16 protein-coding genes are annotated in these 23,510 nt (G+C 66.6%); 9 read left to right on the top strand and 7 right to left on the bottom strand.

Going from position 1 to position 23,510, the window contains the following annotated elements:
• Positions 1–32 precede the first annotated feature (32 nt).
• The gene (locus tag DVU99_RS10175) at positions 33–794 is read left to right on the top strand and encodes an NAD kinase (RefSeq protein ID WP_114240100.1); all 762 of its coding nucleotides are present in this window, start codon (positions 33–35) and stop codon (positions 792–794) included.
• A 117-nt stretch (positions 795–911) separates the two neighbouring features.
• Positions 912–1,841 (top strand): 5'-nucleotidase, encoded by a 930-nt coding sequence (locus DVU99_RS10170; protein WP_114240099.1) that lies wholly within the window; start codon positions 912–914, stop codon positions 1,839–1,841.
• An 84-nt stretch (positions 1,842–1,925) separates the two neighbouring features.
• Here the strand turns inward: DVU99_RS10170 and DVU99_RS10165 are convergent, their stop codons facing one another.
• The 6 genes from DVU99_RS10165 to DVU99_RS10140 form a co-directional block, all read right to left on the bottom strand.
• Entirely contained in the window at positions 1,926–2,804 is an 879-nt protein-coding gene (locus tag DVU99_RS10165; protein WP_114240098.1) for an aldo/keto reductase family oxidoreductase, read from the bottom strand.
• 62 nt (positions 2,805–2,866) lie between these two features.
• The gene (locus DVU99_RS10160) at positions 2,867–4,333 is read right to left on the bottom strand and encodes an efflux transporter outer membrane subunit (protein WP_114240097.1); all 1,467 of its coding nucleotides are present in this window, start codon (positions 4,331–4,333) and stop codon (positions 2,867–2,869) included.
• A complete protein-coding gene (locus DVU99_RS10155) occupies positions 4,330–7,635 on the bottom strand; it encodes an efflux RND transporter permease subunit (RefSeq protein WP_114240096.1) in 3,306 nt (1,101 codons plus the stop codon). Before DVU99_RS10155 ends, DVU99_RS10160 begins: the two co-directional genes overlap by 4 nt.
• A complete protein-coding gene (locus DVU99_RS10150; protein ID WP_114240095.1) occupies positions 7,632–10,739 on the bottom strand; it encodes an efflux RND transporter permease subunit in 3,108 nt (1,035 codons plus the stop codon). Before DVU99_RS10150 ends, DVU99_RS10155 begins: the two co-directional genes overlap by 4 nt.
• A gap of 18 nt (positions 10,740–10,757) precedes the next feature.
• The gene (locus DVU99_RS10145) at positions 10,758–11,996 is read right to left on the bottom strand and encodes an efflux RND transporter periplasmic adaptor subunit (protein WP_114240094.1); all 1,239 of its coding nucleotides are present in this window, start codon (positions 11,994–11,996) and stop codon (positions 10,758–10,760) included.
• A 275-nt stretch (positions 11,997–12,271) separates the two neighbouring features.
• Positions 12,272–13,147 carry a DMT family transporter gene (locus tag DVU99_RS10140; RefSeq protein ID WP_114240093.1) on the bottom strand — a complete coding sequence of 292 codons (876 nt, stop codon included), beginning with the start codon at positions 13,145–13,147 and terminating at the stop codon, positions 12,272–12,274.
• 250 nt (positions 13,148–13,397) lie between these two features.
• On the opposite strand from DVU99_RS10140, the gene DVU99_RS10135 reads away from it, so the two are divergent.
• From DVU99_RS10135 to DVU99_RS10115, 5 genes are all read left to right on the top strand, one after another.
• A complete protein-coding gene (locus DVU99_RS10135) occupies positions 13,398–14,567 on the top strand; it encodes an acyl-CoA dehydrogenase family protein (RefSeq protein WP_114240092.1) in 1,170 nt (389 codons plus the stop codon).
• Positions 14,568–14,782: 215 nt separating this feature from the next.
• Positions 14,783–15,325 carry a GNAT family N-acetyltransferase gene (locus DVU99_RS10130; protein ID WP_114240152.1) on the top strand — a complete coding sequence of 181 codons (543 nt, stop codon included), beginning with the start codon at positions 14,783–14,785 and terminating at the stop codon, positions 15,323–15,325.
• Positions 15,322–15,840 carry a hypothetical protein gene (locus tag DVU99_RS10125; protein ID WP_114240091.1) on the top strand — a complete coding sequence of 173 codons (519 nt, stop codon included), beginning with the start codon at positions 15,322–15,324 and terminating at the stop codon, positions 15,838–15,840. The genes DVU99_RS10130 and DVU99_RS10125 overlap by 4 nt, the downstream gene beginning before the upstream one ends.
• Positions 15,841–16,008: 168 nt before the next feature.
• A complete protein-coding gene (locus DVU99_RS10120) occupies positions 16,009–18,276 on the top strand; it encodes a thiamine pyrophosphate-dependent enzyme (protein WP_114240090.1) in 2,268 nt (755 codons plus the stop codon).
• 93 nt (positions 18,277–18,369) lie between these two features.
• Positions 18,370–18,921 (top strand): Ivy family c-type lysozyme inhibitor, encoded by a 552-nt coding sequence (locus tag DVU99_RS10115; protein WP_114240089.1) that lies wholly within the window; start codon positions 18,370–18,372, stop codon positions 18,919–18,921.
• A gap of 12 nt (positions 18,922–18,933) precedes the next feature.
• On the opposite strand, the gene DVU99_RS10110 is transcribed toward DVU99_RS10115, so the two are convergent.
• On the bottom strand, positions 18,934–19,719 hold the full coding sequence (locus tag DVU99_RS10110; RefSeq protein WP_114240088.1) for a phosphatase PAP2 family protein: 786 nt from the start codon (positions 19,717–19,719) through the stop codon (positions 18,934–18,936).
• A 141-nt stretch (positions 19,720–19,860) separates the two neighbouring features.
• On the opposite strand from DVU99_RS10110, the gene DVU99_RS10105 reads away from it, so the two are divergent.
• Both DVU99_RS10105 and DVU99_RS10100 read left to right on the top strand, forming a co-directional pair.
• On the top strand, positions 19,861–21,510 hold the full coding sequence (locus DVU99_RS10105) for a serine hydrolase (RefSeq protein WP_114240087.1): 1,650 nt from the start codon (positions 19,861–19,863) through the stop codon (positions 21,508–21,510).
• A gap of 71 nt (positions 21,511–21,581) precedes the next feature.
• Positions 21,582–23,207, top strand: coding sequence for an esterase family protein (locus DVU99_RS10100; RefSeq protein ID WP_114240086.1), 1,626 nt, complete (start codon positions 21,582–21,584; stop codon positions 23,205–23,207).
• The last annotated feature ends 303 nt before the right edge of the window (positions 23,208–23,510 follow it).

Genomic DNA, 23,510 nt, shown 5'->3' with positions numbered 1-23,510 from the left:
TGGGCCTCTTCTTCCGACTGAAGCCCGGCCCTATGCGCTTTGCCTTTGTCGCCAGCGAAACCAACGTCGCCCAGCAGGCACGCCGCAAGCTTGTCGACCGCTATGACGACGTGCCGCCGGAGCAGGCCGATGTCATCGTCGCCCTGGGGGGCGACGGCTTCATGCTGCGCACGCTGCATGCCTATCGTGCGCTGCCGGCCCCGGTGTATGGCATGAAGCTGGGGCGGGTCGGCTTCCTTATGAACAAGCATCGCATCGACGAGTTGGAGGAGCGCATCGCGCGGGCCCATGCCGCCGTGCTCTATCCGCTGGAGATGCGCACCACCGACGGCAATGGCGACGTGCATCATGCGCTGGCCTTCAACGAGGTGTCGCTGCTGCGCCAGAGCAACCAGGCCGCGCATCTGGAAGTGAAGCTCAACGATACGGTGAAGCTGCCCAACCTGGTGTGCGACGGCATCCTGGTCTCCACGCCGGCGGGCTCCACGGCCTACAACCTGTCGGCGCACGGTCCCATCCTGCCGTTGGATGCCAATGTGCTGGCGCTGACGCCGATCAGTCCGTTCCGCCCGCGTCGCTGGCGTGGTGCGATCCTGCCGCATCGCACGCTGGTGACGCTGCGCGTGCTCGATGCGGGCAAGCGCCCGGTGAGCGCGACCGCCGATTATCACGAAGTGCGCGACATCCGCGAGGTGCAGATCCGCCAGTCCGAGGGGCAGGGCGTGCGCCTGCTGTTCGACCCGGAGCACAATCTGGAACAGCGCATCCTGGATGAGCAGTTCGCGCAGGATTGATGGGGAGCGGGATGGGCTGCACGGATGTGCCTTTGGCTTAGCCAGTGGGTTTCCAGGCCATTCGGTTTTGGCGCCCCCGCTACCCATCTCCCGTCCCCAATTTGCTAGATTGCCCTCATGAACCAGCCCAGCCACAACGCCCACGATCCCGGCTCCGCGGGTGACAACCGACTCGTCGTGGCCATCTCCTCGCGCGCCCTGTTCGACCTGGGCGACAGCCATACGCTGTTCGAGCGCGATGGGCTGGATGCCTACCGCTCGTTCCAGATCGAGCATGAGAACGAGATCCTGAAGCCGGGCGTGGCGTTTCCGCTGGTGCAGAAACTGCTGGACCTCAACAAGCTGGCCGGCGACGTGCCACCCGTGGAAGTGATCCTGCTGTCGCGCAATTCGGGAGACACCGGGCTGCGCATCTTCAACGCCATCCAGCACTACGGCCTGGAGATCAGTCGCGCCGCCTTCACCAGCGGTGCGCCGACCTCCGATTACATCGGCCCATTCAAGGCCGACCTGTTTCTTTCCGCCAACGCCGAGGACGTGGGCCGCGCGCTGGCCGCGGGCGTGGCGGCGGCTACCATCCTGCCGTCCACGGCGCCGCCGCGCGCGACCGAACAGCTGCGCATCGCCTTCGACGGCGACGCGGTGATCTTCGGCGACGAAGGCGAGCGCGTGTCGCGCGAGGAGGGGCTGGAAGCCTTCCATCGCAGCGAACGCGAGCTGGCCGACGAGCCGCTCTCGGTGGGGCCGTTCCGCGGTTTCCTGACCGCCGTGCACCGCCTGCAGGCCGCCTTCCCGGCCGAGGATTCGCCGATCCGCACCGCGCTGGTCACGGCGCGCTCGGCACCGGCGCACAAGCGCGTGATCCTCACCCTGCGCCGTTGGGGCGTGCGCATCGACGAGGCGCTGTTCCTCGGCGGGCGCGACAAGGGCCCGTTCCTCGATGCCTTCGGCGCGGACATCTTCTTCGACGATTCACCGGCCAACGTGGAGTCGGCGCGCAAGCACGTGGCGACCGGCCATGTACCGCACGGCGTGAGCAATCGTTGAGGCGGCTGCAGGGGCGCACCCTGTGCGCGACCCCATGGTGCCGTTGAGGCAGGTTGGTCGCGCACAGGGTGCGCTCCTGCAGGGTCAGGGCACCGAGTGCCCCTTGCTCGCCGTCCAGATCGCGTACCAGTCCTCCGGGTCCAGTTGCACGTCCAGTGCAGCCACGGCTTCGCGCAGGCTTTCGATGCGGCTGGAGCCGGTGACCGGATGCGGGCGCGAGGGGTGGCGAAGGATCCAGGCGAAGGCCAGCGTAGTGAGGCTGATGCCGTAGCGCTGTGCGATGGCCGTCATCTCCGCGCGGAGGCGTACGGCTTGCGCGTCATCACCGGTGAACAGGCGGCCGCCGCCCAGCGGCGACCAGATCATCGGACGCAGGCCCAACTGCTGGGCTTGCTCCAGCGTGCCGTCGTCGAGCGCCGCCATCTGCAGCGGCGACAGCTCCACCTGGTTGGTCACCAGCGGGTGATGCTGTTGCAGCAGGGCGAACTGCCCGGCGCTGTGGTTGGACACGCCCCAGCGCGCCACCTTGCCCTCGCGGGTGAGCGTGGCGAAGGTGTCGGCCAGCGCGGCGGCATTCATGAGGTAGTCCGGGCGATGGATCAGCACCAGGTCCAACTGTTCGGTGTGCAGGTTGCGCAGCGACTGCTCCACCTGGGCGCGAATGTAGGCCGCCGAGGTGTCGTAGTAGTTGATGCGATAGGGCCGCCCCGCGGAGCGCAGGCGGATGCCGCACTTGGTCACCAGTTGCAGGCGTTCGCGCAAGGCGGGCGCAGCCTTCAGCGCCTCGCCGAACTGCGCTTCGGCCTGGTAGTCGCCATAGATGTCGGCGTGGTCGAAGCTGTGGATGCCCAGTTCCAGCGCCTGCTCGATCCAGCGCACGCGCTCGGCCACCGAGAGTTTCCACTCGGTGATGCGCCACAGGCCGGCGACGATGGGGGAGAGTGCGAAAGAGGTGGGCAGCATGGCGGCGGGCAAATCGGGCGGGGCCGGCAGTGTGCCAAGCCCCGGGCCCGGCCGCCAGCGCGTCAGTGCGGGTTGCCGGAGGCGTCGGCGGTCTTGATGCCGGTGAGCTGGTCGGCCGACCAGCCGCCGCCAAGGTCGCCGATCAGCGAGACGGTATCAAGCAGGCGCTGCTGGCGTACGCTCAACGCGCTTTCCTCGGTACTGAGCTGGGTGGCCTCCGCAGTGGCTACCGTGGTGTAGTCGACCGTGCCGGCCTGGTACTCGTTGCGCGTGATCTCGGTGCCACGGGTGGCGTCCAGTACCGCGCTGTCCAGCACCTTCGCCTGCTGGGCGAGGATGTTGACGCCGGAGAGGTCGTCTTCCACGTTCTTGAACGCGGAAAGCACGGTCTGGCGGTAGTTGGCCACGGCCGCCTCGTAGTTGGCCTTGGCCTCGGTCACCTGGCCGTGGCGTGCGCCGAAGTCCAGCACGGTTTCGCTGACGTCGGCACCGAGCGACCACACGTGGTTGGCGACGTGCAGCAGGCCCGCCAGTGGCGATTGCGAGAACCCGTCTGCCGCGGACAGCGAAATGGTCGGATAGTAGGCCGCCACGGCCACGCCGATCGCCGCGTTCTGCGCCGCCATCTGGCGTTCGGCCACGGCGATGTCCGGGCGCCGCTGCAGCAGGGTGGAGGGCACGCCGCTGGGTACGCTGGGCAGGGTGGGCAGCGAGGTGCTGTGTGGAATGTCCAGCTCCTCGGGATTCTTGCCCACCAGCACGGCGATCGCATGCACGTATTGCGCGCGGGCCACGCCGAGCGCGATCAGGCTGGACTGGGCGTTCTCCAGCTGGGTGCGCGCGCTGATCAGGTCCGATGGCGGCACGGTGCCGGCGCTGTCCTGGTTGGACACCACGCGCAGCGATTCCTGGTAGGCCGTGACGGTCTTCTGCAACAGGTCGATATTCGCATCGGTCACGCGCAGTTCGATCACGGCGGTGGCCAGGGCGGTCTGTTCGGACAGCGTGGCATTGGCCAGCGTGGCCTGGCTGGCCTGCGCGGTGGCCTTGTTTTGCTCGACCGTGCGGCGCACCTTGCCCCACAGGTCGGGCGCCCAGCTGGCGGTACCTTCCAGCGAGCCGGTGGTACTCACCGGGGTCAGGTGTTCCACGCCGCTGCCGGCACTACCGGCCGCGGAGCGCTGCTTGCTGGCGCCGCCTTCCACGCCGAGGGTGGGGAACAGCGATGCACGCGCTACCTGCACCTCGGCCAGCGCGGCCTGGTAGTTGGCGTAGCTCTGCGCCACCGTCTGGTTGGATACCGCCACCTGCGGCTCCAGCTCGTTGAGCAACGGATCGTTGAAGGAGGTCCACCAGTCGCCCTTCGCGGCCTCGGCGGCCTCGGGCGCCGCCGCGGTCCAGCCGGGCAGCTCCTTGTACTGGGGCGCGACATTGACCTGCGGGCGATGGTAGTCGGGGCCGACCATGCAGCCGCCGAGCAGCAGCGTCATCGAGACGGCCAGGGCCTTGCGGGATAGCTTCGTGTTCATGCGTTCACGTCCGATCGGTTCCACGGCAGGCTCTCGGACCAGCGCGCGAGCCTGGCGCGCAGACGGTCGAGGTAGAGATAGATCACCGGCGTGGTGTACAGGGTGAAAACCTGGCTGAGGATCAGGCCGCCCATCACGGTGATACCCAGTGGCTGGCGCAGCGAGGCGCCCTGGCCAATGCCGATGGCCAGCGGCACCGCGCCAAGCACGGCGGCGGCGGTGGTCATCATGATCGGGCGCAGTCGCACCACGGCAGCGTCGTGGATGGCCTTGTGCGGCTCCATGCCCTGGTCGCGCTGCAGGTGGATGGCCACGTCGATCATCATGATGGCGTTCTTCTTCACGATGCCGATGAGCAGGATGATGCCGATCATCGCGATCACCGAGAACGGCGTGCCGAAGATCAACAGCGCCAGCGTCGCTCCGATGCCCGCCGAGGGCAGGGTGGAGAGGATGGTGATCGGATGCACCGTGTTCTCGTAGAGGATGCCCAGCACGATGTACACCGCCGCCAGCGCAGCGAGGATCAGCAGTGGCATGGTGCCCATCGACTGGGCATACACCTGCGCCGCACCCGCGCTGCCGCCGTGGATCGAGGCGGGCATGCCGATCTCCTGCGAGGCCTGGTCGATCGCGGCCAGCGCACTGCTGAGCGAGCCGCCTGGCGGCAGGTTGAAGGAAATGGTGCCGGCCACCAGTCCGCCCTGGTGGTTCACCTGGGTGGCAGTGTGGTTGCTGACATAGCTGGCCAGCGCCGGGAACGGCACCATGGTTTCCGCGGCCGTGCTGTCCGCGCTGCCGCTGGAACTGCCACCCTTGGAGTTGGAGATGGCGTTGGTGAGCTGGTTGGCTTCGGCGTTGGCGTTGAGTGCGTTGGTCCCCGAGGTGCCGGTGCTGGAGGAGCCCACCGCCATGAACGAGGTGACGCCGGAAACCAGCGCGCCGGACATCTGCGTCTGCTCGGTGCCCGAGGCGTTGCCGGCGGCAGTGCTGAAGCGCATGCGCTCGATCGTCTGCGGGTATTGCCAGTACTGGGGCGCCACTTCCATCACCACGTAGTACTGGTTGAGCTGGTTGTAGATGGTGGATACGGTGCGCTGACCGAACGCGTCGTACAGCACGTTGTCGATCTGGTTGGGCGCGAAACCGTAGCGCGCGGCGGTGGCGCGCTCCATGTTCACGTAGATCTGCAGGCCGTTCTGCTGCAGGTCGGAGTTCACGTCGGTCAGCTGGGCGTGGTACTTGCCCAGCGCGGTCACCAGCTTGGGCACCCAGGTGTACAGCGCGGTCGGGTCGTCGCTGGTCAGCGTGTACTGGTATTCGGAGGCCGACTGGCGTCCGCCGATGTGCAGGTCCTGCGCCGCCTGCAGGAACAGTTTGGCGCCCGATACCGCATTGAGCTTGGGCCGCAGGCGATCGACCACTTCGGCCGCCGAAAGCTTGCGCTCGGCCAGCGGCTTGAGCTCGATGAACACGTTGGCGGTGTTGAGCGCGCGGCCGCCGGTGAAACCGGCCACCGAGGCCACGGCCGGATCCTTCTGCACGATGTCCTGCAGCTGCGCGAGCTTGCGCTCCATCGCCTGGAACGAGATGCTCTGGTCGGCGATGATCTGGCCCATCAGGATGCCGTTGTCCTGTTCGGGGAAGAACGTGGACGGCAGCAGCTTGATCAGGAACACGTTGAGCACGATCAGGCCGATCAGCAGCAGGATCACCAGTCGCGCATGGCCGATCACCGTGGTGAGCGAGCGCGAGTAGGCCTGCTTGAAGCGCTCGAACTGACGTTCGTACCACACCGCCCAGCGTGCCTGCGAATGCAGGCTGTGGCGGTTGAGCACGTGAGCCGCCATGGTGGGCGTCACGGTCAGCGAAATCACCAGCGAGAGCAGGATGGCGGTGGACAACGTCACCGCGAATTCGTGGAACAGCAGACCCACGATGCCCGGCATCAGCAGGATGGGCAGGAACACGGCGATCAGCGAGAGGCTCATCGAGATCACCGTGAAGCTGACCTCGGCGCTACCCACCATGGCCGCCTCGTGCACATCCATGCCCGATTCGATGTGGCGCACGATGTTCTCGAGGACCACCACCGCGTCGTCGACCACGAAGCCGGTGCCGATGGTCAGCGCCATCAGCGACAGGTTGTCGATGCTGTAGCCCATCAGGTACATCGGGCCGAAGGTGCCGACGATGGACAGCGGCAGCGCGACCGCGGGCACCAGCACGGCGCGCGGTGACTGCAGGAAGATGTAGACCACGCCTATCACCAGCAGTATGGCGATCACCAGCGTGCGTTCGGTGTCGTTCACCGCGGCGTTGACCGACTGCGAGCGATCCACCGCGACGCCGATGTGCACGTTGTGCGGCAGGGTGGCCTCGATCGACGGCAGCACCTGGCGGATCTGGTCCACCGTCTTGACGATGTTGCTGCCGGGCAGCGGGTAGACGATGACGAGCACCGCGTCCTTGGCGTTGTAGAGGCCGGCATTGCGGATGTTTTCGGCCGAGTCCAGCACCTGTGCCACGTCGCGCAGCATCACCGGCGCGTCATTGCGGTAGGCCACCACCAGGTCGCGGTAGGGTGCGGCCTTGCTGATCTGGTCGTTGGACAGCACTTCGAAGCGCTGGCCGTTCTCGTCGATATGGCCTTTCACGCTGTCGGCGTTGGCGGCACTGATGGCTGCGCGCACGTCCTCCAGGCCGATGCCGTAGCTGTTGAGCTTGTCCGGCTCCAGTTCCACGCGCACCGAGGGCAGGGCGCTGCCGCCCAGGGTGATCTGGCCCACGCCGTCGACCTGCGAGAGCTGCTGCTGGATCACCGAGTCGGCCGAGTCGTAAAGCTGGGCGCGGGTGAGGGTATGCGAGGTGAGCGCCAGCACCATGATCGGTGAATCGGCGGGGTTGTACTCGCGGTAGGTCGGATTGTTGCGCAAGGTGGTCGGCAGATCCGCGCGGGCGGCCTGGATGGCCGCCTGCACGTCGCGCGCGGCGCCGTTGATGTCGCGGTTGAGGCCGAACTGCACCACGATCATCGAGGTGCCCACCGTGCTCTGCGAAGTGAGCTCGGTGACGTCGGCAATGGTGCCCAGGCGGCGTTCCAGCGGCTCGGCCACGGTGGAGGCCATGATGTCCGGGCTGGCGCCGGCCATGTTCGCCTGCACCACGATCACCGGGAAGGTGATGTTGGGCAGCGGCGCCACCGGCAGGTGGAAGTAGGCCAGCAGGCCCGACAACAGGATGGCGACCGCCAGCAGGGTGGTCGCTACCGGTCGCCGGATGAATACGCCGGGGATGTTCACGGCGTTTCCCCGGCCGGCTCGGCCTTGGCCTTGCGGCCGAAGCGTTCGGCGAGGCGGTCAAAGAACAGGTAGATCACCGGTGTGGTGAACAGCGTGAGCATCTGGCTCAGCGCCAGGCCGCCGATGATCGCCAGGCCCAGCGGGCGGCGCAGCTCCGAACCAGTGCCGGTGCCCAGCAGCATCGGCATCGCACCGAGCATGGCCGCCAGGGTGGTCATCAGGATCGGGCGGAAGCGCAGCAGCGAGGCTTCGAAGATGGCTTCCTCGGCCGGCTTGCCGTGTTCGCGCTCGGCTTCCAGCGCGAAGTCCACGATCATGATCGCGTTCTTCTTCACGATGCCGATCAGCAGCACGATGCCGATGATGCCGATCACGTCCAGGTCGCTGCCGGCGATCATCAGCGCCAGCAGGGCACCGATGCCGGCAGAGGGCAGGGTGGAGAGGATCGTCACCGGATGGATGAAGCTTTCGTACAGCACGCCCAGCACGATGTACACGGCCACCAGCGCGGCAATCAGCAGGTAGACCTCGCTGGACAGCGAATCCTGGAACGCCTGCGCTGCACCCTGGAAGGTGGAGGTGATCGACGACGGCAGGTGCACCTGCTGCTCGACCGCGTTGATCTCCTTCACCGCCTTGCTCAGCGAGGCGTCCTTCGCCAGGTTGAACGACACCGTCACCGACGGGAACTGCGCGAGATGGCTGATCACCAGCGGCGACTTGGTGATCTTGATGGTGGCGATGCCCTTGAGCGGGACCTGCCCGGTGCTGCTGGTCTGGCTGGGCAGGTATAGGTCGCCCAGCGATTCCACCGTGGGGATGCTTTCGGGCTTGGCCACCAGGATCACGCGGTACTGGCTGGCCTGCTCGAAGATGGTAGAGACGATGCGCTGGCCCAACGCGTCGTACAGGGCGTTGTCGATGGTCGCCGCGGTGATGCCGTAGCGCGCGGCGAGCTGGCGGTTCACTTCGACGTTGACGCTGAGGCCATCGTTGTTGAGGTCGCTGGTGACGTCGGTGATCGAGGACAGCTTCTTCATTCGCTCGATCAGCTCGGGCACGTACTGCGCGAAGGCCTGCTGGTTGGGTCCGCGCAGCACGAACTGGTACTGGTTCGGCGAGACGGTGGTGTCGAGCGTGAGGTCCTGCTCGGGCTGCATGTACAGCTTGATGCCGGCGACATGCGAAACCTCGTCCTGCAGCCGGCGGGCGATCTCCTCGGCGGTGGAGGAGCGGTCATCGCGCGCCTTCAGGTTGATCAGGAAGCGGCCGTTGTTGAGCGTGGTATTGGTGCCGTCGATGCCCACGTAGGAAGTGAGGCCGGCGACGTCCGGATCCTTCAGGATGGCATCGGCCAGTGCCTGCTGGCGAGTCACCATGGTGCTGTAGGAGACCGAATTGTCGGCCACGCTGATGCCTTGCAGCACGCCCACGTCCTGCACCGGGAACAGGCCCTTGGGGATCACCACGTACAGAATGATGGTCAGCGCCAGGGTCGCCATGAACACCAGCAGGGTGGCAGTCTGGTGCTCCATCACCACGTGCAGGCCGCGCTTGTACGCGGCCAGGGTCTTGTCGAACAGGTGCTCGCTGATTCGCTCGAAGCGGCTGGGGTGGCGTTCGGCCTGGGCACGCAGCAGGCGTGCGCACAGCATCGGCACCAGGGTCAGCGACACCACGGCGGACAGCACGATGGTGACGGCCAGGGTCACCGCGAATTCACTGAACAGGCGGCCGATCACGCCGCCCATGAACAGCAGCGGGATCAGCACCGCGATCAGCGACACGGTCAGCGACAGGATGGTGAAGCCGATCTGGCCGGCGCCTTCCAGCGCGGCCTCCAGCGGCGTCTTGCCCTCCTCGAGGTAACGCACGATGTTCTCGATCATCACGATCGAGTCGTCCACCACGAAGCCGGTGGCGATGATCAGCGCCATCAGCGACAGGTTGTCGATCGAGTAATTGAGCTGGTACATCAGCGCGAGCGTGCCGATCAACGACACCGGCACCGAGATGCTCGGGATGATGGTGGCCGGCAGGTTGCGCAGGAACACGAAGATCACCAGCACCACCAGCACCACAGCGAGGATCAGCTCGAACGCCGCATCGGACACCGACGAGCGGATCACGCCGGTGCTGTCGGATACCACCTCCACCTTCATGCCCGCCGGCAGTGTCGATTCCAGCTGCGGCAGTTGCTTCATGATCTGGTTGACGGTGGCGATCACGTTGGCGCCGGGCTGGCGCTGCACGTTGAGCACGATGGCCTGGGTCTTGTTGAACCACGCGCCCTGTTCGGTGTTCTGCGCCGCCTGGGTGACGCGCGCCACGTCGCGCAGGTACACCGGCGCGCCGTTCTGGTACGAGATGACGGTATCCAGGTAATCCTTGGGATCCTGGATCTGGTCGTTGCCGTTGATGGTGTAGTCGAGGTCGGGGCCGTCGAAGTTGCCCTTGGGCTGGCTGACGTTGACGTTGGCGATCAGCGAGCGCAGGTCATCGATGTTGAGACCGTAGCCGGCGAGCTTCTTGGGATCGGCCTCGACGCGGATGGCCGGCACGTTGCCGCCGGCCGGCGTCACCAGGCCCACGCCGGGCACCTGCGAGATCTTCGCGCCCAGTCGGTTGTTGGCCACGTCCTGCAACTGCGGCAGCGACATCGAATTGGAGGTGACCGCCAGGGTGAGGATGGGCCGGTCGGCCGGATTCACCTTGGCATAGGTCGGTGGCGCCGGCAGGCCGGAGGGCAGCAGGCTGTTGGCGGCGTTGATCGCCTCCTGCACGTTCTGCTCGGCCACGTCGAGATTGAGCGACAGGTCGAACTGCAGGGTGATGATGGACGCGCCGGCCGAGCTGTTGGAGGTCATCTGCTGCAGGCCGGGGATCTCGCCCAGCTGCACTTCCAGCGGCGCCGTTACCGTGGTCGCCATCACCGTGGGGCTGGCGCCGGGATAGAAGGTCTGGACCTGGATCGTCGGGTAGTCGACGTTGGGCAGGGACGACACCGGCAGGAAGCGCATGGCGACGAGGCCCACCAGCACGAGGGCGATCATCAGCAGCGATGTGGCCACCGGCCTGAGTACGAACAGGCGGGAAATATTCATCGGTCGCGTGCCCGTCGTTTACGACGAGGTGGTGGCGGAGGCGGCGTGCCGGGACTTGCCGCCCTCGTGGGGCGCATGGGACGCACCGGCGCTGCCTGCCGCGGCGGGATGCGCCGAGGCAACGCGGATCTTGGCGCCATCGCTGAGGCGATCCATGCCGTCGGTCACCACCTGCTGGCCCACCGAGAGGCCCTGCAGGATCACCGTGTGCTTGCCGTCGCTGGGGCCGGGGGTGACCTTGTGCACCGACACGGTCTGGTCGTCATTGACCAGGTATACGTAGTCGCCCGGTGCGCCGCTCTGCACCGCAGGCGTGGGGACCAGCACCGCGTTGTGCAAGGTGTCCACCAGCAGCTGCACGTTGACGAACTCGTTGGGGAACAGCGCCTCGTCGTCGTTGGGAATGGTGGCGCGCAGGGTCACCGTGCCGGTGCTGGTCGCCATCTGGTTGCTGAGCGCGTACAGCGTGCCGGTGGCCAGCTGCTTGCTGTTGTCGCTGTTGAACACCGTCACCGGCAGCTTGTCGCCGCTACCCACCCGCTGCAGCACCTTGGACAGCGAGTTCTGCGGCACGGTGAACTGCACCGTGGTCGGCTTCATGGTGGTGATGGTGACGATGCCGGGCGAGCTGGACTGCGTGACGTAGTTGCCCGGATCGACCAGGCGCAGGCCCACGCGGCCGGACACCGGCGCGGTGATGTGGCAGTACACCAGGTCCAGTTCGTACTGGGCGATGGCCGCCTTGTCCGCCTTCACCGCCGCCTCGTCCTGCTGCACGGTGAACTTCTGGTCGGTATAGGTCTGCTCGGCAATCGACTTCTGCTCGTGCAGCTGGGTGTAGCGGGCGAGGTCGGCGCGGGCCTGGTCCAGGCTCGCCTGGTCCTTGGCCAGTTGCGCCTCGGCCTGCTGCTTGTTGATCTCGTACTGGCGCGGATCGATCTGGGCGAGGAACTGGCCCTTCACCACGTCCTGGCCTTCCTGGTAGCCCACCTCGGTGAGGTAGCCGCTCAGTTGCGGCAGCACGTTCACCGTGGCCGTCGGCGTCACGGTGCCCAGCGCGCTGAGGATCTCGGGCATGTCGCCCTGGCTGGCCTGCGCCGCGCTGACCACCTGCACGGGGTTGCCGTTTCGTGTCTTCTGCCCGGTGAGCAGGTGCACCACGATCAGTGCCACCAGTGCGACGATCACCACCACGGCGATCAGCAGCCCACGTCCCTTATGTCGCTGCCCGGAAACTTTCGCGGCGTCGGCACTCATGCAGCATCTCCCAGCTGTTCAATCCACAGTGTCCAAAGACCAACAAGACAGATCATCTTCTGCGGCAGCAAGGCCCGTTGCGATGGATTGCCGTCGGAAAGCTGCCGAGGCATCTATAACGACCCGTCACCCGTTGGGTTGACGCGGGGCAGGCCGGCGGATCGTAGCTCAGAACGCGTTGTGCGCATGTCCCTAAACGTTTGGCACATGCATGAGTGAAATTGGCGATGCGGTGCGGTTGGCGTGGTGCGTCGGGGCGCCGGAAAAGGCGGTGTTTACACCATGCGAGCGCGTTTCCACCAGTTCGTGACCTGTTCTTCGCGCACGAGTGTGAACAGACCTGAACCGAGGATCATGAAAATACCGATCAGCATCGGCCAGTCGAGATGGTCGCCGAACAGCCAGTAGCCGAAAAAGATCGCCCACAGCATCTGGCTGTATTGAGTGGGCGCCACGCGATTGGCGGGCGCGTGGTGGGTGGCCAGCATCAGCAGCACGCCGGCCAGGCCCGCCAGCAGGCCGTAGCCTGCCAGCAGCATCCACTGGTGGAGGTTCGGCCACACGAACGTGGGCAGCATCAGCAGGCCACCGCTGACCAGCGGGCCGATCACCCCGGCGCCATACAGGCTGATGCGCTTCTCGTGCGGCCCGGCCATGCGCAGGGCCACCACCGAAACCGCGCCAGAGAGCCCGCAGGTCATCGCGGCAAGATGGCCGATGCCGAGCGCGCGAAAACCCGGGCGCAGCACCACCAGCACGCCGAGGAAGCCCACGATCACCGCCGACCAGCGCCGCCAGCCCACGTGTTCCTTCAGGAAGATCACCGACAGCAGGGTCACGAAGATCGGCAGCAGGAAAATCAGCGCGAAGGCCTCGGCCATCGGCAGCGCGGTGAAGGCGATCACCGCGGAAATGTTACAGATCGCCCCGGTGACGGCGCGGATCCACCACAGGCTCGGCTTGCGTGCCTGGAACACTTCCAGATAGCGGTCGCCGGGCTTGCGGATGAAAGGCAGCGCGCTGAGCATCAGCACCGCGCCGAAGAACACCGCCTCGTAGGCGGGCAGGGTGCCGTGCAGGGATTTCACGAAGGCATCGCTGATCGCGTAGGCCGCGTAGCAGGCGAAGCCGAGTAGAACGCCTTTGAACATGAATGATCCGGGCAGGCAACAGTGTCCGTCCGCCGTCCCAGCGCAGGCTGGGACCCAGCCTGGTCCATGGGGCCACGAGGCACTGGATCCGGGGGCCTCGTCCTGTCGGGAGGCGCACGGAGGGCGGGGGAGCGCGCATGGTCCCACAGCCGGCCCCGGGCGCCTACCCTGGCCCTGTTGCACCCCGCCATGACCGGCCCGCCGAGGGCCGCTAGAATGGTTGTTTACCCCAGTCACGGAACCCCCTGAGATGTCCGCTCGCCTGAATCCCCTCGACCTCTACGACGTCCGCTCGCTGCTGTCCGACGAAGAGCGCATGGTGCAGGACTCCGTCGGCCGCTTCGTCGACGAGCGCGTGCTGCCGATCATCGGGGATTGCTTCGACCAGGGCCGTTTTCCCAAGGAGCTGGTTCCGGAGATCGCGAGCCTGGGCCTGCTGGGCGCCACCCTTCCGGAAAAATACGGCTGCGCCGGCATGAACGGCGTGAGCTACGGCCTGATCTGCCAGGAGCTGGAACGCGGCGACTCGGGCCTGCGCAGCTTCGCCTCGGTGCAGAGCTCGCTGTGCATGTACCCGATCTACGCCTACGGCACCGAAGAGCAGAAGATGCACTACCTGCCCAAGATGGCTGCGGGTGAGATCATCGGCTGCTTCGGCCTCACCGAGCCGCATGGCGGCTCCGACCCGGCGAACATGAAGACCCACGCCAGGAAAGATGGCGGCGACTGGGTCATCAACGGCGCCAAGATGTGGATCACCAACGGCAACGTGGCTCAGATCGCCATCGTGTGGGCGCAGACCGAGGACGGCATCCAGGGCTTCATCGTGCCGACCGACAGCAAGGGTTTCACCGCGCAGGAAGTGCACAAGAAGATGAGCCTGCGCGCGTCGGTGACCTCCGCGCTGTTCTTCGACAACGTGCGTGTGTCCGAAGCCAACCGACTGCCGAACGTGAAGGGCCTGAAGGGGCCGCTGGGCTGCCTCACGCAGGCGCGCTACGGCATCACCTGGGGCCCGATCGGCGCCGCGCAGGCGTGCCTTAAGGAAGTGCTCGACTACACGCAGGAGCGCGTGCTGTTCGGTCGCCCGCTGGCCTCCAACCAGGCCGTGCAGTTGAAGATGGCCGACATGGCCCGCCGCATCACCATGGCGCAGCTGCTGTCGCTGCAGCTCGGCCGCCTGAAGGACGCCGGCACCATGCAGCCGACCCAGGTGTCGCTGGCCAAGTGGAACAACTGCCGCATGGCCATCGATATCGCGCGCGAGTGCCGTGACATCCTCGGCGGCGCCGGCATCACCACCGAGCACGTGGCGATCCGCCATGCGCTGAACCTGGAATCGGTGATCACCTATGAAGGCACCGAAACCGTGCACCAGCTGGTGGTCGGCCGCGAGCTGACGGGCATCAACGCGTTCTGAGGTTCCACCCCGCGAATGTCCGCACGCTCGTCATCCCAGTGCGTGAACGCCGGCATGCTCGTCGTGACGGCGGGCGAATGCCCTCATACTCGTCACCCGCACGCGCGTCATTCCGGCGAAAGCCGGGATCCAGCGCCTTGGCTTGACCAGAAGTCACTGGATCCCGGCTTTCGCCGGAATGACGGCGAGGGGGATGGGAGGTCGATATGTTGCCCGTGAATTGGCAAGACATCCGCATCGAAACCGAACGCCTCGTCCTGCGTCCACCGCAGGCCGGGGACTTTGACGATTGGGCCGCCAATATGGCCGACGTCGAATCCGCGCGCTTCATCGGCGGGTTGCAGTCACGTGCCGTGGCCTGGCGTGGTTTTCTGACCATGGCCGGTGCCTGGGCCATCCAGGGCTTTGGCATGTTCTCGGTGATCGAGAAGGCCAGCGGCCGCTGGATCGGCCGCATGGGGCCCTGGTTTCCCGAGGGCTGGCCGGGCCGCGAAGTCGGCTGGGGGCTGGCCCGTCATGCCTGGGGCAAGGGTTATGCGATGGAAGGCGCCGTGGCCTGCATGGACTACGCCTTCGACCAGCTAGGCTGGGACGAGGTGATCCACAGCATCGATCCGGCCAACACGCCGTCGAAGGCGCTGGCGAGCAAGCTCGGCTCGAGCCTGCGTGGCCCGGGCCGGCTGCCCGAGCCGTTCCAGGACGCGCCCATCGAAATCTGGGGCCAGACCCGCGCCCAGTGGCGGGGCCGCGGCGCATGAGCCACGTCACGCCTGCGCTGTACGCCACGCTGGCCGAGATCGTGCCGGAGTTGCACGTGCACTGCGTGGAGCCGTGGTGCGTGATCGGCAGCGCGGCCGCCTTGCTGGTGGGCGCCTCGGTGAGCGTGGCCGACGTGGATGTGCTGGCCTCGCGCGCCGATGCCGAGCGCCTGATGGCCTTGTGGGCCGATCGCCGCGAGGCCACGCATGAGCCCGCCGACGGGCATCGCTTCCGCTCGTACTTCGCACGCTTCCGGTTCCCGGGCTTGCCGGTCGAGGTGATGGGCGGGCTGGAACTCGACCAGGGCGACGGCTGGAAGCCGGTCGTTGCCGGAAAGCTGTCGCTGGCCGGGTTGAACGGACTCGCCGTGCCGGTGCCCTCGATCGAGGACCAGATCCGCATACTGGAAAGTTTTGGACGCGAGAAGGACCTGGCGCGCGCGAAGACGTTGCGCGCGCTGAGTGCATCGCCGTTGCGCATCCTGACATCCTCTCCCCGCCGGGGAGAGGCGTGATGGGCGGGGGCTCGCGATGACGGTGCTACGAAGCATGCTTCGGTTCCATCTTGCCGCAAGCGTGGCCCCTCACCCCAACCCTCTCCCCAGCGGGGAGAGGACGTGTTCGCGCTGTAGCAATCCCCATTCCTGTCCGCCGCACGCGCGGCCGTTCGTTGACGAGACATCATGACCGCCATTCCGTATTCCCTCACGGGTCGCCACAAGGGTTTCAACCGCGCCGAGATCGTCGACCAGAACTTCACCGAGTTCGTGCAGCTGTGGCAGGGTGAGGTGCACACGCCGCGCGGTGACCACGCGCCGGTGCTGCCCGGCAGTTCGCTCGATGCGCAGGGCTTTCGCGAGTTGCTGGAGTCGCAGCTGATCAGTCGCCATCTCGACCTGATGGCGCGCGTGCTGCGCGTGCAGAACAAGGTGTTCTACACCATCGGCTCCAGCGGCCATGAAGGCAATGCCATGGTGGCACGCCTCACGCGCCATACCGATCCGGCCTTCCTGCATTACCGCTCCGGCGGCTTCATGGCCGAGCGTTTCCGCAAGCTGCCGGGCATGGACCCGGTGATGGATTCGGCGCTGTCGTTTGCCGCCAGCATGGAAGATCCGGCATCCGGCGGCCGCCACAAGGTGTGGGGCAGCAAGCCGCTCTGGGTGTTGCCGCAGACCTCCACCATCGCCTCGCACCTGCCCAAGGCGCTGGGCACCGCGGTGGCGATCGAGCAGGCACGCCGCATCGGCCACAAGTTGCCCATCCCCGCGGACAGCATCGCCATCTGCTCGTTCGGCGACGCCTCCTCCAACCATGCCACCGCGCAGACCGCGTTCAACGCGGCGGCGTGGACGGCCTATCAGAAGCTGCCGGCGCCGGTGCTCTACGTGTGCGAGGACAACGGCATCGGCATCTCGGTGAAGACGCCGTCGGGTTGGGTGGCCAACAATTTCCGCCACCGCGCCGACCTCGACTATTTCTTTGCCGATGGCCTGGACCTGGCCAGCGGCTACGCGCAGGTGCAGGAGGCGGTGGAACACTGCCGCACCACGCGCCGTCCTACCTTCCTGCACCTCAGGACCACCCGCGTGATGGGTCATGCCGGCACCGACTTCGAGATCGAGTGGCGCAGCGTGGAAGAGCTGTTCCAGGTGGAAGCCGGCGACCCGCTGCTGCGTTCGGCCGAGATCGCGCTGTCCTCGGGCCTGTACACCCGCGAGTCGTTGCTGGCGCTGTACGAGACCACGCGCAAGCGCTGCTTCGAGGCCGCGGAAGAGGCCGACCGCCGTCCGCGCCTGACCTCGCTGGAAGAGGTAATGAAGCCTCTGGCGCCGTACACGCCCGAGGCGGTGAAGGCCGAAGCCGAGCGCGCCGACTACCAGGATCGCCGCCTCGCCGCGTTCGGCAGCGAAGACAAGCTGCCGGAGAACCAGCCGCCGCGCCACCTGGCCATCCAGATCGGCCAGGCGCTGCACGACATCATGGCCAAGTACCCGGAGTCGCTGCTGTTTGGCGAGGACGTGGCGCAGAAGGGCGGCGTGTATACCGTCACCAAGGGCCTGCACAAGACCTTCAAGGGCAGCCGCGTGTTCAACACGCTGCTGGACGAGACCATCATCCTGGGCCTCGCCCAGGGCTACGCCAACATGGGCATGCTGCCCATCCCCGAGATCCAGTACCTGGCGTATTTCCACAACGCCTGCGACCAGATCCGCGGCGAGGCAGCCTCGCTGCAGTTCTTCTCCAACGACCAGTACCGCAACCCGATCGTGATGCGCGTGGCCAGCCTGGGTTACCAGAAGGGTTTCGGCGGACACTTCCACAACGACAATTCGATTGCCGCGCTGCGCGACATCCCGGGCCTGGTGGTCGGCTGTCCCAGCCGTGGCGACGATGCGGCCAACATGCTGCGCACGATGATGGCGCTGTCGAAGGTGGATGGCCGCGTGTGCGCGTACCTGGAGCCGATCGCGCTGTACATGACCAAGGACCTCTACGAGGCCGGCGACGGCCAGTGGCAGTTCGCGTATCCGGCCCCGGGCGAGGCGATGCCGCTGGGCGAGGGACGCGTCTACCACGAGGACGCGGACGACCTGGTGGTGTTCACCTTCGGCAATGGCGTGCCGATGGCGCTGCGCGCCGCACGCACCATCGAGGCCGAACTGAGCTTGAAGGTGCGCGTGGTGGACCTGCGCTGGCTGGCGCCTCTCAACGATGCCTTCATCGCGGCGCAGGCAAAGTCGGCCAAGCGCATCATCGTGCTGGATGAAGGCCGGCGCAGCGCGGGCGTAGGCGAGGGCGTCATCACCGCCATCGTCGAGGGCGGCAGCGGCGCCACGCCGTTGCAGCGCGTGGTGGGTGCCGACACCTACACGCCGCTGGCGGGCGCGGCCCTGCTGGTGCTGCCGGGCGAAGCGGACGTGGTCGCCGCGGCGCGCTCGCTGGCCTGACCATTTCGCCAGGGTGTGTCGGCGCATGGCCGGCCGCCCTGGTTCCTTGGTCGCGATCCGGTCCAGGTGGCGTCGCCCCCCAAGGAGAACTTCATGCTTCACCGCTCGATCATCGCCGCCGGCTTGCTCCTGCTCTGCGTTGCCTGTTCCAGGCAGCCGGACGACGGTGCCGGCCATGCGCCGGCGAAGGCCGCCACCGCGACGATCGCTGTCGCTTCCACGGTACCCTTGCCTGCACCGACGCTGGCGACCAGTTCGAGCACGCCCGGCGGCCTGCTGTATTTCACCGACCTGCTGCAGCGCCCGGATTTTTCCAGCGCGTTCGCCGCGCTTTCCGGCGCGGAGCAACTGCCGTCATGGACCAGCCAGGGCGGGACCTCCACGCCGGTGGAGCGCGTGCAATTATCCGGTCGCGCGCAATTGCTGGCGACCGCATGCAAACCGCATGACTGCCCGTCCGAGCGGATCCTGCTGCTGTACGACGAACAGACGCATGCCATGGCCGGCTTGTTCGCGCGGCGCAAGCCCGGTGCGCGCGAGGAGGTGGACAGCAATGATCCGGCCAATGACGACCTGATCTGGCTCGGCGCACCCGATGAGCCGACCAGGAAGCTGCTGCAGCAGAGCCTGTATTCGCCGCGCTGAGGCGCATGCGCCTCAGCGGCGTGTGCGCCGGCGCCACGCTTCGGCGCTGGCGATGCACAGCACCAGCCACACCAGGCCGCTGGCATAGCCGGCCATTACGTCACTGAAGTAGTGCACCTGCAGCACGATGCGGCTGACGCCGATGATGGTGACCATGGCCACCGCCACGGCCACCACCAGCCGGTGCCAGCGATGCGGCAGCACCCGCAGCAGCACATAGGCCAGCATGCCGTAGAACACCATGGCGCCGAAGGCATGACCGCTGGGAAAACTCCAGCCGTGCTCGACGATGTAGCCGCGGTCGTAGAGGGGGCGTGGCCGTTGGAACCACAGCTTGAGCCCGCTGTTGAGTGGCACGATGCCGAACAGGGCGATGGCCCAGGCGGTGGCCAGCGCGGGCAGGCGGCGCCATAGCAGTATGGACAGCACCACGGCCGCCGCGGTGGCGACCGACCACAGGTCACCCAGGTGCGAGACGATCGCCACCACGTGCAGCACCGTGGGCTGCATGCGGTCACGCAGGTCCTGCGCCAGCGAGGTGTCGAAACCCGACAGCCAGCTGCGCGCCTCGACCACGACAGCGATGGCAATGGCCGCGAACAACAGCATCGCCGCGAGGACCAGCAGCAGGGCGGTACGGCCGCGGATGACCACCGGCTCCACCCCTCGTGCCAGCGAGGCTTCGCGCTGGCGCCGGTTCCACTGCCAGGCGAGGTCACCGCACAGCATGGCCAACAACAGCAGCGTGCCCCACAGCGGCAAGGCGTGCGTGGCGATCCAGTCCACCAGGTTGTTCATCGGCCGGGGGTCTCCATGGGGCAGGGCATGATGGACCCTCACAGGCAGGCCGTCGAGGGCGGCGCACCGTGACTTCCAGTGCTGGCCCTGCGCGGTGTTTGCCGCGATAGTGGAGTGGTTTGCCAACCTGGAGCTCGATCGATGTCCCTGCGATTCCTGTCCCCGCGCCTCGTGGGTTGTTGCGCGCTGCTGGTACTTTCGGCCCCGCTGTGGGCCCAGCAGCCGGCCACGGCGGCTGCGCCACCCGCGGTGGTGGCGGGCAGCAACGCATCCGCCGTGCCGGCGCAGCTGGAGGACTTCACGGCCTACGTGGACAGCGTGCGCAAGCAGTTCGATGTGCCCGGTATCGCCGTGGCCATCGTGAAGGACGGCCAGGTCGTGCTGGAACAGGGCTATGGCGTGCGCGAGCTGGGCAAGCCGGAAACGGTCGACGCGCGCACGCGCTTCGCCATCGCTTCCAACACCAAGGCGTTCACGGCCGCCGCCCTGCAGATGCTGGCCGAGCAGGGCAAGCTCAACATGGACGACCGGGTGATCGATCACCTGCCATGGTTCCAGATGTCCGACCCTTACGTGACGCGCGAAATGCGCATCCGCGACCTGCTGGCGCACCGCAGCGGCCTGGGCCTGGGCGCGGGCGACCTGCTGTACTGGCCTCCGACCTCCTATTCCACCAAGGAAGTGGTGGAGCGCCTGCGCAACGTGCCGCTGGCCACCAGCTTCCGCAGCGCCTATGCCTACGACAACATCCTGTTCGCCGTGGCCACGCTGGTGATCGAGCAGGCGTCGGGGCAGAGCTACGCCGACTTCATTCGCGAGCGCATCTTCACGCCGGTGGGCATGGACGAGTCGCTGGTGGACATGACCTACCTGAAGCCCGGCATGGACGTGGCCATGGGTCATGCCAAGTTCAACTTCACCGAACTCAAGCCGGTGCCGCCAATGGCATGGTCGAACAACCCGGGTGCCGGCGGCATCTACGCAAGCGTGCACGACCTGGCCAAGTGGATGAACGTGCAGCTGGCCGGTGGCAGGCTGCCCGACGGCAAGGCGCTGTTCTCCGAGGACAGCCAGAAGCAGATGTGGTCGATGCTTACGCCGATGAAGATCTCCGAGCCACCGGTGCCGGAATTGAAGGACATCCGGCCCAACTTTGCCGGCTACGGAGAAGGCTGGTTCCTTTCCGACTACCGTGGCCAGCGCCTGGTGTGGCACACCGGCGGCTGGCCGGGCATGGTGTCGCGCGTCACCCTGGTGCCGGAGCTGAAGCTCGGCGTGGTGGTGCTCACCAACCAGGAATCGGGTGCCGCTTTCAACGCGGTGACCTATCGCGTGCTCGATGCCTACATGGGCCGCGACAAGAAGGACTGGGTGGCCGCCTACGCCGCGGCGGTGAAGAAGTCCGAGGGCAATGCCGACGACAGCCTCAAGAAGCACGAGGCCTCGCGCGACAAGAGCGGCAAGCCGTCCCTGCCGCTCGCCGGCTATGCCGGCACCTTCCGTGATCCCTGGTATGGCGACGTGATCGTCAGCCAGCAAGGCGGCAAGCTGCGCCTGGCGTTCTCCAAGACGGCGCAGCTGGTGGGAACCATGGAGCCGTGGCAGCACAGTACCTTCATCGTGCGCTGGGATGACCGTGCCCTCAACGCCGATGCGTTCGTCAGCTATGCGCTGGATGCCGATGGCAAGGTGCGCGAGGTGCGCATGCAGCCGGTGTCGCCGCTGACGGACTTCAGCTTCGACTTCCAGGACCTGCGATTGGCGCCGGTAAAGGCCGCCAAGGCAGAGTAAGCGGGTCGCATCGACGCGCCCGGGGCATTGCATGCAGGGCCGCCGATCGGGCCCATCTTGGGGAGGAAAACATGTCGTCCAGTCCACTGAAGCTCGCCGTCCTGCTGTGCCTCGTGCTCGCCGCCGGTGCCGGCTGCTCGCATCCACAGGCAAGCGCCGCCAGCCGTTTCCATATTGATTCCGCGTTGCCACAGGGCAGCCCCGCGTCGGGCCGCCTGCTGGTCTTTGCCGAGCCGGCGGCCAGCGCCGATGCGGAAAGCCATGGCGGCAAGGTGGACGAGGTGGACATCAGTCCCCTGGCACCGGATGCGGTGAGCGTGGCGGCGCGTGAGGTCAGTCGCCTGGTTCCCGGGCAGGGGGCGGACATCGATGCCGACAGGCTGGCCTTCCCGGGCGCGTTCCGTCAGTTGCCTCCGGGTGACTACTACGTGCAGGCGGTGCTGGACAGTAACCACAGTTACAACTATGGCGGCCGGGGCGCGGGCGATGCCGTCAGCGAGGTGGTGAAGATCCATCTCCCGGCAACCACCACGCCAACGCTGACGCTGACCCAGGTGCTACCGGCCAAGGACGCCTGGACGTTGCCGCCCACGTCGCCACAGGCCGTGCGCGACGGCATGCCGGAGGCGCGCAGCCACACGCAGGACATCGATTTCGTCAGCCCCGCGCTGTCGGCGTTCTGGGGCCGTCCGATCCACATGCGCGGTTTCGTGCTGCTGCCTCCAGGCTACGATCCTGCGGCCGACACGACTTACCCGGTGGTGTATTTCACCCATGGGTTCGGTGGCGGGCTGGGGTACTTCGCCCCGGCCATCACCAACACCTGGCTGGCGATGTCCAAGGGTGAGATGCCGCCGATGATCTGGGTGTACCTGGACGAGTCCAGCCCCACCGGCACGCATGAGTTCGCCGACTCGGTGAACAACGGCCCGTGGGGACAGGCGCTCATCGAGGAACTGATGCCGGCGCTGGAAGCCAGGTATCGCATGGACGCCAGGGCCTCTGGCCGCTTCCTCAACGGCCACTCCTCCGGCGGATGGGCCACGCTGTGGCTGCAGACGCGCTATCCCAAGATGTTTGGCGGCACCTGGTCCACCTCGCCCGATCCCAGCGACTTCCACGACTTCACCGGCGTGGACTTGTACGCCGCGGATGCCAATGTCTATCACCGGCCCGACGGTTCGGCCTATCCACTGATCCGCGACAAGGGCAAGGTGATCGCCACGCTGCAGCAGTACGCCCAGCAGGAGCGTGTGCTGGGCAGTTATGGTGGCCAGATGACCTCCTTCGAATGGGTGTTTTCGCCGCGCGGCCAGGATGGCCGCCCCATGCCGATGTTCGATCGCGATACCGGCCAGGTCGATCCCGCCGTAGTGGCCTATTGGCGTGACCACTACGACGTCGCCCAACGCCTGCAGGCGCATTGGCCGGAACTCAAGCCCGACCTGGATGGGAAGATCCACCTCATCGTCGGTACCGCCGACACCTTCTACCTCGACGGCGCCGCGCATCGCCTGAAGGCCGTCCTCGATGGCCTGCATGCGCAGTCGGACTTCCGCTTCCTGCCGGGCAAGACCCATTTCGACCTCTACGTGCAGGGCAATGACCGCATTGCGCTGCTCAAGCAGATCGCCTGGGAGATGTACGCCCAGGCCCGCCCGCAGTCGACGCTCAAGCCAAAGGTCGCGGCGCCTTGATGCCGCGACGGGCAATCGCCCCGCTTGTGAAGAACGCATGAATAAGTGGCGTACGGCAAGGGTTTGCGAAATGGACGTCCGAAACGACTTGAGCAAAAAGGCCTAAAGGAACCTCCCGTCCTGTCGATAGCCCCATGCGGGGGAAGTGCGCGAACTCACAACATGCCCATGCGAAACGGGGCGCATGGGTAGGGCGTCTTGCGCGCCGGTGATCGCCATGGCGCTTTACCACCGAAAAGATGCAGGGAAAGCATCTTTCCGGTGTGCGGCTTCCTCCCGGAGCGCCCGATGTCGCGCGTCCGT

Source organism: Dyella sp. C9 (assembly GCF_003332825.1).
Taxonomy (GTDB): domain Bacteria; phylum Pseudomonadota; class Gammaproteobacteria; order Xanthomonadales; family Rhodanobacteraceae; genus Dyella.
Note: the sequence above shows the minus strand (reverse complement) of the source record. Positions and strands in the feature narration are given on the sequence as shown.